13 protein-coding genes are annotated in these 16987 nt (G+C 43.1%); 6 read left to right on the forward strand and 7 right to left on the reverse strand.

Features of this window, described 5'->3' with window-relative positions; genetic code table 11:
• Positions 1-102 precede the first annotated feature (102 nt).
• Positions 103-1023 (forward strand): bifunctional precorrin-2 dehydrogenase/sirohydrochlorin ferrochelatase, encoded by a 921-nt coding sequence (locus R8N49_RS05400; protein ID WP_005377406.1) that lies wholly within the window; start codon positions 103-105, stop codon positions 1021-1023.
• Between the two features lie 102 nt (positions 1024-1125).
• Here the strand turns inward: R8N49_RS05400 and R8N49_RS05405 are convergent, their stop codons facing one another.
• Positions 1126-1608 (reverse strand): YajQ family cyclic di-GMP-binding protein, encoded by a 483-nt coding sequence (locus R8N49_RS05405; protein WP_005377415.1) that lies wholly within the window; start codon positions 1606-1608, stop codon positions 1126-1128.
• A 21-nt stretch (positions 1609-1629) separates the two neighbouring features.
• Positions 1630-2688 (reverse strand): 3-deoxy-7-phosphoheptulonate synthase, encoded by a 1059-nt coding sequence (locus R8N49_RS05410; protein WP_005390197.1) that lies wholly within the window; start codon positions 2686-2688, stop codon positions 1630-1632.
• A 372-nt stretch (positions 2689-3060) separates the two neighbouring features.
• Between R8N49_RS05410 and R8N49_RS05415 the strand changes: the two genes are divergently transcribed.
• Positions 3061-3558, forward strand: a complete 498-nt coding sequence (locus tag R8N49_RS05415) for a DUF4442 domain-containing protein (protein WP_005377418.1) — start codon at positions 3061-3063, stop codon at positions 3556-3558.
• Positions 3559-3591: 33 nt separating this feature from the next.
• Here R8N49_RS05415 and R8N49_RS05420 read toward each other — a convergent pair whose 3' ends face one another.
• The gene (locus tag R8N49_RS05420) at positions 3592-4944 is read right to left on the reverse strand and encodes a hypothetical protein (protein WP_005377421.1); all 1353 of its coding nucleotides are present in this window, start codon (positions 4942-4944) and stop codon (positions 3592-3594) included.
• 192 nt (positions 4945-5136) lie between these two features.
• Here R8N49_RS05420 and R8N49_RS05425 point away from each other — a divergent pair, with 192 nt between their 5' ends.
• Complete coding sequence (locus R8N49_RS05425; protein WP_054576876.1) at positions 5137-5970, forward strand: S1 RNA-binding domain-containing protein; 834 nt, start codon at positions 5137-5139, stop codon at positions 5968-5970.
• 285 nt (positions 5971-6255) lie between these two features.
• Here R8N49_RS05425 and rsmF read toward each other — a convergent pair whose 3' ends face one another.
• From rsmF to R8N49_RS05445, 4 genes are all read right to left on the reverse strand, one after another.
• Entirely contained in the window at positions 6256-7692 is a 1437-nt protein-coding gene (rsmF, locus tag R8N49_RS05430; RefSeq protein WP_170890642.1) for a 16S rRNA (cytosine(1407)-C(5))-methyltransferase RsmF, read from the reverse strand.
• A gap of 150 nt (positions 7693-7842) precedes the next feature.
• Positions 7843-10491, reverse strand: coding sequence for an MlaD family protein (locus tag R8N49_RS05435; RefSeq protein WP_017634276.1), 2649 nt, complete (start codon positions 10489-10491; stop codon positions 7843-7845).
• Positions 10484-11734, reverse strand: coding sequence for a paraquat-inducible protein A (locus tag R8N49_RS05440; RefSeq protein WP_005377429.1), 1251 nt, complete (start codon positions 11732-11734; stop codon positions 10484-10486). The genes R8N49_RS05435 and R8N49_RS05440 overlap by 8 nt, the downstream gene beginning before the upstream one ends.
• Positions 11735-11758: 24 nt before the next feature.
• Positions 11759-13555 (reverse strand): ABC transporter ATP-binding protein, encoded by a 1797-nt coding sequence (locus R8N49_RS05445; RefSeq protein WP_033905326.1) that lies wholly within the window; start codon positions 13553-13555, stop codon positions 11759-11761.
• 92 nt (positions 13556-13647) lie between these two features.
• Between R8N49_RS05445 and R8N49_RS05450 the strand changes: the two genes are divergently transcribed.
• The 3 genes from R8N49_RS05450 to prc all read left to right on the forward strand — a co-directional run bounded on the left by R8N49_RS05450 (position 13648) and on the right by prc (position 16869).
• A complete protein-coding gene (locus tag R8N49_RS05450) occupies positions 13648-14121 on the forward strand; it encodes a GAF domain-containing protein (RefSeq protein ID WP_017634278.1) in 474 nt (157 codons plus the stop codon).
• Between the two features lie 97 nt (positions 14122-14218).
• Complete coding sequence (gene proQ / locus R8N49_RS05455; RefSeq protein WP_005377435.1) at positions 14219-14845, forward strand: RNA chaperone ProQ; 627 nt, start codon at positions 14219-14221, stop codon at positions 14843-14845.
• A 17-nt stretch (positions 14846-14862) separates the two neighbouring features.
• Positions 14863-16869: a carboxy terminal-processing peptidase gene (prc, locus tag R8N49_RS05460; protein ID WP_062730581.1), complete on the forward strand. Its 2007-nt coding sequence runs from the start codon at positions 14863-14865 to the stop codon at positions 16867-16869.
• Positions 16870-16987 lie beyond the last annotated feature (118 nt).

Genomic DNA, 16987 nt, shown 5'->3' on the forward strand with positions numbered 1-16987 from the left:
ATTCAAACAAAAATTATTTGTGATACCGAAACAGGGTGATGAGCTTGCCCCATTTTTGGTAGCATGGTCTACAACAGCTAATTAGAGTAATCATGGATTGAAATGCGATATTTTCCTCTGTTCTTAGATTTAATTAATAAACCCGTTCTCGTCGTGGGTGGCGGTGAGGTGGCAAGCCGAAAGGTGGAAGCGTTGCTAAAGGCTGGGGCGGATGTGACTATCGTTTCTCCGACGTTGGTTGATTTTCTGTCTAAGCTTGCTTCTGAGCATCAACTGCGCTGGGTACAACGTTTCTATTCGAGTGACATTGTCACTAAAAACTTTGTTCAAGTGTGGGCGACGACAGACAATCCTGAGCTAAATCACCAAGTGTACAAAGATGCCAAAGAGCTAGGCATCTTGGTTAACGTTGTGGATGATAAGCCTTATTGTGATTTCATCACGCCGTCTATGATTAATCGTGGCCGCATCCAAATCGCTATCTCTAGTGGTGGAGCTTCGCCAGTTTTAATTCGAAACATCCGTGAAAAACTTGAATCGATACTGCCACAAAACATGGGGTTGATGGCGGATTTTGCTAACTCAAAGCGAAACTCAATTAAAGAGGCGCTGCCTAGTGTCGATTTACGCCGCAAGTTTTGGGAGCAATTCTTCTCGAATCCCGAGGTGGAAAACGCGCGAGATAATCGTGAGTTAGAAGCAATTTACCAAGCGACCATGGCAACACCCTTAGATGAAAAGGGAAGTTGTACTTGGGTTCATGTTGGGAAAGATGTTGAGATGTTGCCAATAAAAGCCGTACGCTATATGCAACAAGCGGAGCTGGCTCTGTACTCAACTCGATGTGAAGCGAATGTGTTAGAACTAATACGAAGAGATGCAGAAAGAGAAGCTTTCTCGAGCGCTGCTGAGCTTTCGGATATGCTGGCCAAGGCTAAAGCTGAAAAGCTTCGAATTTGCGTGTTCATACCACAAGGAACGAGCGAATTCGTATTGCTGCAAGGGCAGGACTTGGTTATCTAGCAATGCCAAATGCTAAAAGTGGATACGTAGTTCGTTACACAAAAGCCAATAAAAAACGCCAGCGGATTATGCGCTGGCGTTTTTACTTACTTCTCAGATTGATTAATCACGGAAGTTGTTAAACTGGAATGGGATACCCATCTCTGCTTCACGAATCGCTGCCATTGTCGCTTGCAGGTCGTCGCGTTTCTTACCAGTAACACGTACTTTGTCGCCTTGAATAGAAGCTTGTACTTTTAACTTTGCGTCTTTGATAAGTTTCACTACTTTTTTCGCCGTTGGAGTATCAATACCTTGACGGAAAAGCAGAGTTTGGTGCCAGTTTTTACCAGTAACGTCTGGGTCTTGTGCATCCATTGCGTTCGCGTCAATGTTACGCTTCGCTAAGTGGCCGCGTAAAATGTCGCGCATTTGCTTAAGTTGGAAGTCACCTTCCGCAGACATTTTTACGTTTTCTTCTACTAGCTCAAAGCTCGCATTTACGTTGCGGAAATCGAAACGAGTAGACAATTCACGGTTAGCGTTATCAACGGCGTTACGTAGTTCAACCGTATCGATTTCAGAAACAATATCAAACGATGGCATGAAGATTCCTTGATTATTTTGTTATAGGGACTTTCGGGACTTAACAGCGCTTGCCAGCATATCTAGCATTGTAGCAGTGTCTTCCCAACCTAGGCATGGATCTGTAATAGACTGACCATACGTTAGGTTATTGATGTCAGTCATTGGCTGATTGCCTTCAAGAATAAAGCTTTCAGCCATGATACCCGCAATACGAGTGCTGCCTGACTTAATTTGGTTACAAATGTCTTGAGCTACGTCGATTTGTTTTCTGTGTTGCTTCTGACAGTTTGCATGGCTGAAATCCACAACCAAACGTTGTGGCAATCCAAACTCAGCTAAAGCATCACATGCTTGTTTGACTGATGCTTCATCAAAGTTAGGGCCTTTTTCTCCACCGCGCAGAATAATATGACCGTAAGGGTTGCCACTTGTGCGGTAAACCGTCATTCGACCGTTCTTATCTGGCGAGTAGAAGTAATGCGATGCTTTCGATGCGCGAATTGCATCAATTGCAATTTTTACGTTGCCATTTGTGCCATTTTTGAAACCAACTGGGCAAGATAGTGCCGACGCCATTTCACGGTGAATTTGTGATTCCGTTGTGCGAGCACCAATCGCGCCCCAAGTGATCAAATCCGCGATGTATTGGCCAGTGATCATATCAAGAAACTCAGTAGCAGTCGCAAGACCAAGCTTGTTGATATCCAGTAGTAGTTTACGAGCTTTATGAAGACCAGCTTCAAGTGCGTAAGAACCATCTAGGTTAGGGTCCGTAATCAAACCTTTCCAACCAACTACTGTACGAGGCTTTTCAAAGTAAGTACGCATCACGATAAACAGTTCGTCTTTGTACTTGTCTTGGATTTCACTCAGGCGAGTGGCGTAATCAATGGCAGCTTCAGTGTCGTGAACAGAACACGGACCTACAATCGCAAGAAGGCGATCGTCTTCACCCGATAAAATGTTTTCAATCTGACGACGAGATTGAGCGATACGGTCTGCAACGTCATCCGTAATAGGATGTACACTACCTAGCTCTGCTGGGGTAGGCATTGGACCCAAAGGTTGGGTTCTCAATTCATCTGTTTTTATAGGCATGTTATAGCTTTATTCTCTATTGCGAAGGGGTAAAGATAACGGAATTACAGGCAGGAATAAACCGTTTCACGGGAATCTTCGCCAGGAAATACCGAATTGTATACAAAGGTGTAGGTATTCATTTAAATGACTTATGTATAAATGACAAAACTTGATCATTAAATCAATATATATACATTTGAATTTATAACCATTTTATCTATCTCGCTGTAAGGTAATCTAAGTAACTGCGATAAACTTCATACCTCACGGGTGACGCCGTCACTTCCTGAAGGTTAAATAACTCGTGAGATCGAGCTTTTGTTAACATTTCTTTGACATCTATTTCTTTCGTTGATTAACTGGTCTGACTAGATTGGTAAGGAGACCAAAATGTTATCAGCTCTACGTCGTGCGAATTTGTATCTAAATCTGTTTGGCTTTTCAAAAGTGCCGCTGATTTGGCTTTGCCACCCTAAAATCATTGCGATAGATAGCAAGCATGTTGAGGTTCGTATCCCATTGCGCAGAAGGACGAAGAACCACCTGAATAGCATGTATTTCGGTGCTTTAGCGGTTGGCGCTGATGTTGCTGGTGGTTTTCTTGCTATGAGTAAAGCGCAAGAAAAGGGAGAAGCGATCTCGCTGGCATTTAAAGGTGTGAAAGCCGAGTTTTTAAAGCGCCCGGAAGCCGATGTGCACTTTGTTTGTAACGATGGTCATGTCATTGATGAGATGCTCGAGCACACCTTGGCAACGGGTGAACGAGTAAATCGTGACGTAAAAATTGTCGCGCTGTGTCCTAACTTACATGGTGACGAGCCAATGGCTGAATTCTCGCTTACTCTTTCGATAAAAAAAGCAGCCCAACAAAGAAAAGAGGCTGCCTAGTGGTTTGTGGCTCGCTTGTTTAAAGGTGGTGGCTTAATTGAGTTCAATCTTCTCGATAGAGACGATTTTGGAGCGATTTAAGACCACTTTCCAGCGGTAATAAACAGGCTCATCGGTGTGGTTGTCCTCTTTGACAATCACATTGAGCAAATGACGTTTCTCTACTGACTCTTTGGTTACTTGACCTTCATTTAAACGGTAAACTCGGTTTGAGCTTTTATCCATCAAGCGGATGATAGGGCGCAAACTGATGTTCAATGTTTCTCTCGTTTGTTCGTAACCACTCAAGAAAAGAGAGGTCGCCATTTCGGTTTTCTCGTGATAATGAAGAATCTGCTCTTCACGTTGCACGACGCGTTTTTTACGTATTCTTTGAATCTTATCCGGCAAGCTACTTAAGGTACGATAATCGAGCCACTCCAATTTTTTGCCAACCACTTTTTTCGTCGTTGGATCAACATACTTCTTACGCCATTTTGGCTTGCCTTTACGGATCCATCGCCACATGGCATCGCGTAAATCATCTTTAAAGATTTCTCGTAAAGCGTAAATAAAAGACATCGCGATAATGAATGAGGCAGAAATTTCCCCCAGATAATCGCGAGCGAGAATCACTGTCGAGGTCACGACAACCATCACTAAACCGGTTGCAATACCTTTGATAGCGCGCTTAATGTTGTTACCCATCGATATGGTTTCTTCACGAAGCACGATAGGGTGTTCAATCAATCGCCTTAGCAAGCGCATTTTGTTAGATAGGCGAGTAACGTCTTCAACGACTCTTGATGAGTTGTATTTGTTGAGTTTACGATGGGCTTGCTCTTTCTCACATAGCGTGATCAGACGCTTTTTGATCGTGCCATAGTCGCCTTCACGTGGTAGATGGGCCACCAGTGACAGGAACTTTTGCTCGGTATACCAAGACAGATAGTTATCGATGTTAACGTAGTAGCGTTTTAAGTTCTCTTCATAAGGAATAGAACGCCGCAAGCGCTTTAAGATCTCAAGCGTGAGCTCGATAACTTCGTCCACTTCATCTTCCGTTACGGAGTTGTTCTCATGCTTGTTTAAACTTGCTACCGCTTTGTCTAGCGCGATAACGTATTGGTAAGCGAACAAACTCAAACTTACTCGGTATTGCTGATTCGACAGGCGTCCACGTTTGGCAAGTCGACTGTGTACTAGCGGAAGAAGGATTTCAGTACTGTAATAAGATCGTTGCTGTGTGATTGAGGTGTAATAAAATTCGGATTCACTGATGATATCGGCGTTTAAACCAAGCTCACCAGGTATAAAAAAGTAAATATCTAGGTCGACACTTTTGCTCTTTGCGAGTGCATGACTGATTTTTAATGTTATTGAGTCTTGTTTATCGACGGTGACCAAAGAAAGCTCCTGACTTTGCTAAAGCATTCTTAACTTATGCGTTCCGTTGAGCAGGTAAGTATAAGAGTGCTAAAAGAGTGACTGGGGCATATAGCTGAACGACAACAGCATAACAGAGCACTATGCTTTTCTCTCTGATTTTCTTGTTAGTTTAGGTATAATTCCACGTAAATTTAAAAAGAGACAAAATCAATGATTAAAATTGGTCAAATTAACAGCTTAGAAGTCATTAAAAAGGCTGATTTTGGCGTATTTCTGGATGGCGATGATTACGGTTCTGTTCTACTACCTAGTAAGTATGTACCAGAGGGTACTGAAATTGGTGAGTATGTAGACGTATTTCTGTACTTCGATTCAGAAAGCCAACTTGCTGCGACCATTGAAAGACCAATTGCCCAAGTGGGTGAGTGGGGTTTAATGAAGATTGAGGGTGTGAATGCGACAGGTGCTTTTGTAAATTGGGGCATCAAAGAAAAGGACTTACTGATTCCTTTTAGTGAGCAACGCACTCGCTTCTCTGCCGGACAAACCATTTTAGTGTATGTTTATACCGACAAAGCGTCAGGTCGCATTGTTGGTACGACTAAGTTCAATAAATGGTTAGATAAAACTCCAGCGAATTATGAAGTTAACGAACAAGTTGATTTGATCATCGCAGAGCGTAGTCAACTTGGTTATAAAGCTATCGTTAACGGTAAGCATTGGGGCATGATTTTCCCATCGGATGTTTTTGGTAAGCTTTACATCGGTAAAAAGCTGAAAGGCTTTATTAAGCACATTCGTGAAGATGGTAAAATCGACCTTGCTCTACAAAAAGTAGGTGTGGCGAAAATGGACGATCTTTCTAGTAAGATCCTTGACCTGCTAGAGAAGAAAGGCGGATTTTTGCCTTTGAATGACAAGTCGTCTCCTGAAGCGATTTTTGATGCTTTCCGCACAAGTAAAGGGACTTATAAAAAGACCATCGGTGGCTTATACAAGCAGGGTAAAATTGTCATTGAGAAAGACGGTATTCGTCTAGCGTAGTCCAAACTCACGTATAGCGGATCTACAGCCAAAAAAACGGCCCAAACTTTTCCTTTTTTTGGGCCTAGGGGAAACGGCTCCGCAGAGCCTGCGCTAAACTTGTCCAACAATAATTTTGTTGGTGAACATAGAGAGAAATGCCACATCAAAGCATTACTTTGATACAACTAGTTTAGTACAGCGTGTCCGGATCGCTAGCGAGCCCACTTGCTTTCATACTTACGAATTAAAAAGCCATCGCAAATACGATGGCTTTTCATTTATTTATGGTTCGTTTTACGTCTTTTAAAATAAGTTCTTATCTCGTACTAATTCGCGAGGGAGACCATTCTTTATTCGGTTGCTTACCCACTTGCCAAGGCCAATAACTGCGCCTTGATAGGTGACAAGCACTTCGCCTTTACCTGTTTTCATTCCCTCAGGAATGGTTTGTGGGCGAACATCACGCCCCATGTACCATTCGCGCGCTTCTTCAATACTGAGTTCAATGGCGTTGCTTTCAGAACCTGTCGCCAGGGCAGTCGCGACTTGGTGTTGCCAACGGTAGCCATTTTTATGTGCTTCCGCGATCTTTATACCCATACGGGAGAAGCGTAATTCGCCGATCATCGCTTCTAAAGCATTAGGGAATAACCAGACATCTTTATCGCGAAGCCATACAGAACTGTCATTTGGAAGTTTAATACCTAACGCGCTTTGGAGTTGTTGAGCAATTTCTGTCGATTCTTTTTTTGAAGTTTTAGCAAAGGGGAATTTCCCCATGCGCTTTTTGACTTCTGGCGCCTCAACAGCAGCCTGTTTGCGAATTCTTGCAACAAAGAACCCTTCACAGTCGTAGACCTGCGGGAAAATATGCAAAAAGCCTTCTTCAGTTAGAGCTGCCTCTGCGTTTTCAAACAAGTTCTCAAGGCTTTCAAACTCTACAGCATCCCCAAAGGTTTCTTTCAAGTGTTGACAAACTTGTTGGTTTTCTTCTGTACTGAGCGTACATGTTGAGTAAACCATCACACCACCGGGCTTTAATGCATGGAAGGCGCTTTCAATAAGATCTTTCTGTGTGTCAGCGATGTCGAGTACGGAAGCTTGCGTCCAGTTTTTCATCGCATCTTCGTCTTTGCGAACGGTGCCTTCTCCAGAGCAAGGCGCGTCGAGCAAAACCGCATCAAATTGTTCTGGTAGCCAACCGCCAAAAACGCGCCCATCGAAGTTACTTAGTGCGGCGTTACGTACTCCACAACGTTCCACATTAGCGTGCAGTACTTTTACACGACTTGCGGCGTATTCATTGGCCACAAGCACACCTTCGTTGTTCATTAAAGCTGCAATTTGAGTGGTTTTTGAGCCTGGAGCGGCTGCGGTATCTAACACGGCATCGTAAGATTCATCATTCATAAACAGAGCAGATACCGGCATCATCGAACTGGCTTCTTGAATGTAGAATAAGCCAGACATGTGTTCTGCTGTGTTGCCTAATGGTACAACTGACTCGTCCGCTTCAATCCAAAAACCTGTGTCACACCAAGGCACGGGAGAAAGCTTCCAGCCTTTTGCTTCTGTTCGTTCTAGAAACGCTTCAACACTGATCTTCAACGTATTAACTCGAATACTTTTGCGCAGTGGCTTTTGGCACGACGCGATAAAGTCTTCCATGTTGAGGTGAGCAGGAAGAATAGTTTGGATTTTTTCCAGAAACGCGTCTGGGATGTAAACATTAGGATGCAATGTGGGATCTCGTTTGCAGAATTTGTGGCAAATAATATACGAAAGCGAAGCAGAAACGAATAGTGACAAGGGCCGAGCAATAAAAAAGAGCAGCGATTGCTGCTCTTTTAAAATGATCAAACTTCAATTGTACGTGAATTGAGCTTTATTCTACGGCTTCGGAATTGCTGTACGCCATTGAGTCCAACCTTCTTCAGCTTGTGGATACAAAAAGAAAGATTGCCCACTCTTTGCCGCTGGTGGAATAGTCGATTGCTCTGGCGTTGAAAACGCAATTCCTCCGCGAACTAAACTATCAAAGGTTCCCGCTTTGATGTTAGCGCCGGTAAGCCCGATGGAAACATCTACTCCTGAAACATTCCAGAACACACTGTTTTGACGAACGAGGTAAGCATATTCAGGCTGTATTTTGATAGTCGTGACGATGCGATCAGCAAATTCTCCTAGGCTTACGTCGGTCACTTGGCCAACTTCCATCTGGCGGTAAAGAATAGGGGTACCGACTTGTACTGAGCCTCTTTGTTCACTTTGTAACGTAAACATGATTCCATGCACGCGTTCTGAACTATTTTCTAATTGAAAATCAAATTTAGCTTTACCTTTACCTGGTTCAACACTGATGGATTTCGACACCAACGCCCCGAGGTTTTTAACGCCACCTAAACCAATTTCTGGTTCAGTTAGCCAAAAATGTGAGCCTTCAACTGCAATGTTTTCTACGTATTCAGGTAGGATCCTTGCAGTGACTTCAACCATGTTACGACGAAAATTCGGTACAACCAGAGTGATTTCACCAACTTTAACACCTTGATATTCAATCGGCATTCCTTTAGCAATCTCTTGCGAACCGTCGGTTTCTAAAGCAATGACGCGCCCAAACTTGCGAGCGGTTTTTTGATCAGAATACAGCTTCCAGTTTTCTCCGATTTTGTTTTCAACGCCTGGTACGGAGTCAAAAGCGATGCCACCTTCGATTAACGACTTCAAAGGGTGCGCTTTCACACTGACGCCAGCTAATGATGCATCTATCTCAATCCCTGAACGATTCCAAAAAACGGTTTGTGGCGTTACAAGATAAGCGAAGCGGTTTTCGATAGTAGCCTTAATTAGTACTCCGCCATCAACTAGTTGGAAATCGGAGACGTTACCAACTGGAAGATTACGATAGAGTAGAGGGCTGCCTTTGGAAATCGGCGGCAATTCAGAAGCAAATAGTGTTAGCGCCCTAGAGCCACTTTGATTGTACTGCGCCAATTCAGCCAATGATTCATTTTGGAACAGTTGATACTCTTTTTGAATATCCTGCTTGCCTTCGCTCACAAAACTAATTGACCCGGTTAACAACTGCTTTGCTGGAGGAACGGTAACGCTGAGCCCCGATTCAGTTAACTCTGCTGATGCACTGCCGGTTACATAAAAACGATTGTTTGATTTGATCAGATGTTTGTATTCATGGTCAATCAATACATCCATAAATACTTCGTGTTGTGATTTTTTATCTTCCTTAACTAGGCCCACTTTGATGATTGAACCAACAACGATGCCTTTATAAAGTACATTGGCACCGCTATCTAGGCCAAACGAATTGTCGGACACCAACCGAATCGCGATAGACTTTTCTTGCTGTTGGTTAAACACGTTTTTACGAATCGCAGTAAAGCGGCGAGAGCGTTCACCCGCGCCCGGTACGATCGTTAAGAAGTTTCCTCGCACTAAATTAGCAATGTTTTCAACACCAGAAAGGGACACCTTTGCTTCTTCTAAGACAAATCGAGTACCTGTCGTCAGCATGTCACTAAAAGCGGGTTGAATTGCCGCTGACGCCAATATCACTTCTCGGCCTTCGGAAAGGCTCAAGTCCGTAACTTGGCCAATTTCGATTCCGCGATACATAATTGGAGCGCCTTCTCCGCTGATCTTGCTGTCATCAGGTAGGACGATTTTAACCGCGATGCCTCGACCAGCAGTTTTCAAATCTTTATACAAACGGAACTCGGTGTTCTCTTCTACAGGCTCACCATCATCCGGAGAGTCGACGGCGATGGCGCCACCTAGTAAGGCACTCATGCTTTCTAGTCTTACATCGACACCTTCAAAACCGATGCTGGCACCAATTCCACTGACGTTCCAGAATCGACTGCGGTTGTTAATGATATGTCGGTATTGATCCTGAATGTTGGCTTGAATAGTGATAGATTTTGCATCTTCATCTAGCTGGTAACTGTACACTTCACCGATTGGGATTTTCTTATAAACAATTTGAGAGCCAACCGATACACCACCTAAATCACGGCTTTTGAGCTTAATATTCAAACCTTGAGAAACGCGTAAATCTGTTGGGGCAGAGTCTAACGCATGGAATGTTGTCTCAAACTCTTGACCATCTCCGGGTTGAATCGAGATGTAGTTACCTGAGACGAGCGCATCCAGTCCGGAAACTCCCGTTAGGCTAGCTGTTGGTTTTACTAACCAAAAGCGTGTTTTATCGTTCAGTAACTTTGCAGCTTCAGGATAGATATCAGCATCGACATAAATACTGCCGAGATCTTCGGTGAGGTTAATGTCTCTTACCATGCCGACTTCTAATCCTTGGTAACGGATAGTGGTTCGGCCGGCGACAAGACCAGCGGCATCAGAAAAATAGATTTGCACTCGTTGTCCTGCATCGTGTATCGACTTCACAACAAGCCAGCCAGCTAAGACCATGGTCAAAATTGGCAACAGCCAAAGAGGAGATATGCCTTTACTCCGCTTTACATCTGGTACGTATGACGTTTGAGAACTGTTCTGATCACTCATTCATTGACTCTTTTTCTGATTGTTTTGGGCTTGTTTGGTCCCAGATTAGCCTTGGATCAATACTTTCTGCTGCAAGCATGGTCAATACAACGACAACACCAAATGCTACCGCGCCATATCCTGGTGTGAAATCCAGTATCTGACCACGATCGACTAACGTCATCATGATAGAAATAACAAACAAATCCATCACAGACCATTTACCGATCCATTTAACAACAAAGTAAACCATCATTCGTTGTCTCTTAAACACCGAACGTTTGAATTGGATGCAAAGCATGATGTAGGCGAGCCCAAGTATTTTAATCACCGGGACAACGATACTGGCAACAAAAATGATCGCAGCGATTCCATACATGCCGCTTTTTACCAAACCAGCCACGCCTGAAAAAATAGTGTCCTCCAAACGCTTACCATTGGTAAGCAAGATGGAAATAGGGATCAGGTTAGCAGGGAAGATGGCGACCGTTGCTGCGATGAGGTAAGCCCATGTTTTCTGAATGGAGTTTGGCTTGCGATGATATAACTCGTGATGACAACGCTGGCAATGGTCACCTTCAGGTTGGGACAAGTGGCATTCATGGCAATGCACATCTTTATGCTCAAAAGCATATAAACTTTCTGGCTTCCAAGCTTCCCAATAACGACGGACGCTGATTCTTGAAACTAACAAAACGGTAAATATCTGCAAAAGAACCAGACCAATTAACCCTGGACCGACGAAAATGTCGGAATAATCTTGGAGTTTAAAACAGGAAATGGCGATGCTAACTAAGAACACATCCAACATAACCCAATGCTTCAAATGTTGAATTAGCCACAGTGAGATACGAAGCCCACGGAACCATCGTTGATGTAAAGAAATATGTGCCGTTACCACTGAAACACAAACCGTCAGTGGCGCAAGAGAGCTACAAAATAGAATGAGCAATGAAAGAAGAACAAATCCTTCTTCCATCAATGTGATCATCCCTGAAGGTAGGGTTGCCGGAATCATCACACCAAAGAGTCGGATGCTAATAAAGTTAAAAAAGTGCGATGGAATAAATAGTAGGATGCAGGTTATCGCGACGGCTAGATTACCAGAGAGGCTAGGGCTACCTCCGCGATATAATTGTGTACCACAACGAGGGCAGTGTGCATTTTTGCCATGGGGTAAGTCGACGATGTCGACAGGCAATTCACAACCTTGGCACAAACGTACGTTATTGGGTTGCATGGCGTGCTTAGACAGAGAGGTCATAACGACCTCTCTAGCTTGAACGATTTAAGCGTGGGACTGTATGCCCCCATATAAGGTTTGATATAAGCCTTCTTGCTCAACTAACTCACCATGAGTACCTGTTTGCGTCACTTTCCCATCTTCAAGCACGTAGATCAAATCGGCTTGTTTAACAGCGGACAGTCGGTGCGCAACGATTAATGTTGTTCTACCACGTAAGAACTCGGTCAGTGCTTTGTGTAAAGCCGCTTCAGTAGCGGTATCTAGCGCAGACGTGGCTTCGTCTAAAATAACAAATTGAGGATTACTCAGCACCATTCTAGCAATGGCCAGCCGTTGTCGTTGACCTCCTGACAAACGAATGCCATTACGACCAACTTGAGTATCCAAGCCGTGGTTCAGTTGAGAAATAACATCTTGCAGCTGAGCCACTTCAAGCGCACGCCAAAGTGACATTTCGTCAAAATCCCCACCAAGCGTTAGATTATGCCTCAAGGTGTCGTTAAATAGTATAGGTTGCTGTAATACCACGGCAATTTTGTCGCGAATTACTTCAAAACCAATATCTTCTGTTAATTCATCATTAAAGCGAATGCTACCGGAGTTTTGACGGTAAACCCCAATAAGTAATTGTATCAAGGTTGACTTACCACCGCCGCTTGCACCAACTAACGCCACTTTCTTTCCTGCCGGCATATGTAAAGAAAGATTATCTAGGACTTTGTTTTCATTATTGTAAGAGAAATTAATGTTTTCTACTTTAACATCAACTTCTCTACCTTCTTTGAAAGGATTTACCTTAGAAACCGGTCTCTGCTCTTCTTCTAACTCTAATAAGTCGTTGATGCGTTTTAATGCCGCTTTAGCGCTATACCAAGAAAACTGAATCCCAAGCAACTCTTGAACAGGAGACAGCATGAACCATAGGTAACCAAAAACGGCAAATATTTGGCCAATAGTAAGGTCACTGAACATGACCATTAACATTGCTACAGCTCTGAATAATTCAAAGCCGATCAAAAAGAGAAGGAAAGATACGCGACCAGCAGCTTCAGATTGCCAAGCATACTTGTCTGCATCAACGCGAACTTGGTTCGCACTGTCTTTGAGTTGCTGGAGAAATTCTCGTTCTTTATTGGCCGCGCGTAGTTGGTAGATTCCATCTAATGTTTCAACTAAACGGTTTTGGAAAATTTCAAAAGAATGATTTTCCTTCCGTTTCAGATGTTTAACCATACTGCCTAGTTTACGTGAGAAGTAAATGACAATAGGGTTAACTAACAGGATAAACAGACCAAGTCGCCAATCGAGCCAAAGTAGAACGATAGCAGTACCAATAACAGTCAGAAAACTGATAACGAATTTTGCTAACGTAGAACCAATAAATTTATCAATGGTCTCAATGTCAGTGATAAGGTGTGCGTTGATTCCTCCGCTACCTTTGGTTTCGTATTGTCGGATGCTGATACGGCCGAGTTTGTCGATCATTTTACTGCGCATCTCAAACGTGATGGTTTTTGAAACAAGCGTAAATTGTCGGCTTTGAAGGATATTTAATCCTTGGCTCGCAGCTCGCATAAGAACAACCAAGAACAGGGTGAAGAAAATATAGCCTGTCGGAGTGTGCCACGCTTCAGGGAGAATGGCATTCATGGCATCTAAACCTTTTGCAGGTTGGTCCAATAAGACCTCATCAACCATCAAAGGCATGAGGAGGGGAATTGGAACACTAATCAAGGTTGCAAGCACCGCTATCAAGTTCGCTATGATCAGCTTGGACTTGTGCTTTTTTACTTGTGTTATCAACCAAGAACGGCTAATAGTGTCATTTTTCAGAAGCATTGTAATTGAGAATAAGTCCTATTATAAAGTAGGGCTGCATTTTAGCGCCATACATTGAGAATGGAAGCTTTTATAGTAAGTAGGAAGTTAATATGAACTTAGAACAATACCAAAGACTAACCAAACAAGCTGTTGCTCTAATTGAGTCTGAACCAGACTTTATTGCGAACCTAGCAAACTTGAGCTCATTGCTTTTCATGGAACTTGACGATCTTAACTGGGCAGGCTTTTACCTAACAAAAGGTGAAGAGCTTATTCTTGGTCCGTTCCAAGGAAAACCAGCTTGTGTTCGTATCCCAATGGGTCGAGGCGTCTGCGGTACTGCTGCACAAACTAATACTATACAAAGAGTATACGACGTTCACGAATTTGAGGGGCATATTGCGTGCGATGCAGCGAGCAATTCAGAAATTGTGATTCCATTTTCTATTAATGGAAAGGTGGTTGGTGTACTTGATATTGATAGTCCAAGTATTGGCCGATTTAATGAAACAGACGAAGAAGGTCTCACTCATTTCATGGTTGAAGTAGAAAAGCTGCTTAATTCACACGCGAACGACGCATAAATTAGCCTTCGAGTGTGGTTTTTCCTTGGCATGTCACTATAATACGAGAATATTTTTTCTTAATGCTCGCGGAAATCCGCTCAAATCAGGACCCCTCATGACTGAAAAGTTAAAAAACAGCAAAGAAGTTATTGCATATATTGCTGAATGTTTCCCTAAGTGCTTTACTTTAGAAGGTGAAGCAAAACCTCTGAAAATTGGTATTTTTCAAGATCTTGCGGAACGTCTAAATGAAGACGAAAAAGTAAGCAAAACACAGCTTCGTGCAGCGTTAAGACAGTACACTTCATCATGGCGTTACCTACACGGTGTAAAACCAGGTGCAGTACGTGTAGACCTAGATGGCAACCCTTGTGGTGAGCTAGAAGAAGAGCACGTTGAACACGCGAAAGCGACACTTGCAGAAAGCAAGGCGAAAGTTCAGGCTCGTCGTAAAGAACAAGCACAAAAAGCTCGTGAAGAGGGTAAGGCGAAAGCGAAACCTGCGGCTAAAAAGCCTCAACAGCCTCGTCGTACTAATAAACCAAAAGTACAAAAACCAACTAAGCCTGTAGAAACGCGCGCTCTAAATGCTGATGAAATCACAGTAGGTAACGCAGTTAACGTGAACATGGGCAAAGGAAACATGGCAGCGACCATTGTTGAAATCAATAAGGATGATGTACGTGTTCAACTTGCTAACGGCCTACAAATGGTTGTGAAAGCGGAGCACTTGCGCGCATAAAGGAGATACTCCTACGCATGAATTGCCGTTCAAAAGTGACCCTGATTGCTGCTAGCTTATGGCTAGCAGCATCAGCTCAGGCTCTTGAAGCCAAACTACATAAAGATGACCTGCCGGTTCTTTCTCCTGAAGTTCAGCATGAAACAGCTAGCAAACGAGTCACCTCGCGATTTACCCGCTCTCATTATAAGCACTTCAGCCTCAATGATGATTTCTCTAAAGCGATATTTGAACGCTATGTAGAGTTGCTTGATTACAATAGAAATATTTTCACTCAAGCAGACATCGATTCATTTAAAAATTGGTCAGTCGAGCTTGATGATCAGCTTAAATCGGGCAACAACCAAATTGCTTTTGATGTTTACAACCTCTCAATGCAGAAGCGTTTCGATCGTTTTGCTTATGCGTTAACTCTACTCGATGAAGAGATCAAGTTTGATACCGATGACGAGATAGAGTTAGACCGCTCTGAGGCCGCATGGCCAAAAGACGAAGCAGAGCTCAACGAGTTGTGGCGCAAGCGTGTGAAATATGACGCGTTAAATCTGAAACTGACTGGCAAAGAGTGGCCAGAGATTAAAGAAGTTTTAGAGAAGCGTTATAACAACGCGATGAAGCGCATCACACAGACCAACAATGAAGACGCATTTCAGTTGTATATGAATGCCTTCGCGCGACAGGTTGACCCTCATACAAGCTACCTTTCTCCACGTAATGCCGAGCAATTCCAATCGGAAATGAACCTTTCTCTAGAAGGCATCGGCGCCGTTTTGCAAATGACAGACGATTACACAGTAATTCGTTCACTTGTTGTTGGCGGTCCGGCATCAAAGAGTAAGCAACTTGGTGAAGGGGACCGAATCACTGGTGTTGGACAAGACGGTGAAGAAATTGTCGACGTGATCGGTTGGCGTCTGGATGATGTTGTTCAGTTAATCAAAGGCCCTAAAGGCACAAAGGTTAATCTACAGATCTTGCCAGAAGGTAACGATGCGAAGAGTTACATTGTCACAATTGTTCGTGACAAAGTTCGCTTAGAAGATCGTGCGGTTAAGTCAGAAATCATCGAAAAAGACGGTAAGAAGATTGGTATTTTAGAAGTACCAAGTTTCTACGTCGGCTTATCGAAAGACACCGATAAATTACTAGCTGAGTTGAAAACCAAAAACGTTGACGGCGTAATCGTTGATCTACGTAACAATGGTGGTGGTGCGCTAACAGAAGCGACGGCATTGACAGGTTTATTCATTAAAGAAGGTCCTGTAGTTCAAGTTCGTGACAGCTATGGCCGCATCAAGGTGAATGCCGATACCGATGGAAAAGTGAGTTATGATGGCCCATTGACGGTATTGATTAACCGCTACAGTGCTTCAGCATCTGAAATTTTTGCAGCGGCAATGCAAGATTATAATCGTGCAATCATCTTAGGTGAAAACTCTTTCGGTAAAGGTACAGTTCAGCAACATCGTTCACTGAATCATATTTACGATCTTTTCGATAAAGAGCTAGGTTATGTTCAGTACACGATTCAGAAGTTTTATCGTATTGACGGTGGAAGTACGCAAAATCGTGGTGTTGCACCAGATATTTCGTACCCAACGCCAATTGAGGCTTCTGAAACAGGTGAAAGTGTTGAAGACAATGCTTTACCTTGGGATCAGATTGATAAAGCACAATATCAAACGTTTCCAAGTAACGACGCCTTAGTTGAAAAACTTACTGCTCTTCATAACAAGCGTATTTCTGATGAAATGGAGTTCCGCTTTATCAATGAAGACATCGAGAAATATCGTAAAGAAAAAGACGATAATACTTTGTCTTTGAACGAAAAAGTTCGTAAAGCTGAATCGGATAAAGCGGAAGCACTTCGTTTACAACGCATCAATGAGCGTCAAGCTGCTTTAGGTAAGGAAGCATTCAAAACATTGGATGATATACCTAAAGATTATGAAGCGCCTGATGTTTATTTAGATGAGTCTGTCGCGATTATGGTTGATCTACTCAAGCAGAAAAATCAGTCATAATAACTGGCAATTCAAAGTAAAAAGAGTGAGTCTTTCAGGCTCACTCTTTTTTTATGTCTTTTCATCTTTGTTTGTATTGAGTATCAAGTAAGATATTCGCTTATTTTTTCCCAATAAT

This window comes from Vibrio sp. 1978, from assembly GCF_033344345.1.

Excerpts from the sequence above, each read along its gene's own strand:
- R8N49_RS05410 (WP_005390197.1), bottom strand. The coding sequence starts at position 2,688 with ATGCCTATAAAAACAGATGAATTGAGAACCCAACCTTTGGGTCCAATG.
- prc (WP_062730581.1), top strand. The coding sequence starts at position 14,863 with ATGAATTGCCGTTCAAAAGTGACCCTGATTGCTGCTAGCTTATGGCTA.
- R8N49_RS05440 (WP_005377429.1), bottom strand. The coding sequence starts at position 11,734 with ATGACCTCTCTGTCTAAGCACGCCATGCAACCCAATAACGTACGTTTG.
- R8N49_RS05400 (WP_005377406.1), top strand. The coding sequence starts at position 103 with ATGCGATATTTTCCTCTGTTCTTAGATTTAATTAATAAACCCGTTCTC.
- R8N49_RS05445 (WP_033905326.1), bottom strand. The coding sequence starts at position 13,555 with ATGCTTCTGAAAAATGACACTATTAGCCGTTCTTGGTTGATAACACAA.
- R8N49_RS05450 (WP_017634278.1), top strand. The coding sequence starts at position 13,648 with ATGAACTTAGAACAATACCAAAGACTAACCAAACAAGCTGTTGCTCTA.
- proQ (WP_005377435.1), top strand. The coding sequence starts at position 14,219 with ATGACTGAAAAGTTAAAAAACAGCAAAGAAGTTATTGCATATATTGCT.
- R8N49_RS05435 (WP_017634276.1), bottom strand. The coding sequence starts at position 10,491 with ATGAGTGATCAGAACAGTTCTCAAACGTCATACGTACCAGATGTAAAG.
- R8N49_RS05405 (WP_005377415.1), bottom strand. The coding sequence starts at position 1,608 with ATGCCATCGTTTGATATTGTTTCTGAAATCGATACGGTTGAACTACGT.
- R8N49_RS05425 (WP_054576876.1), top strand. The coding sequence starts at position 5,137 with ATGATTAAAATTGGTCAAATTAACAGCTTAGAAGTCATTAAAAAGGCT.
- R8N49_RS05415 (WP_005377418.1), top strand. The coding sequence starts at position 3,061 with ATGTTATCAGCTCTACGTCGTGCGAATTTGTATCTAAATCTGTTTGGC.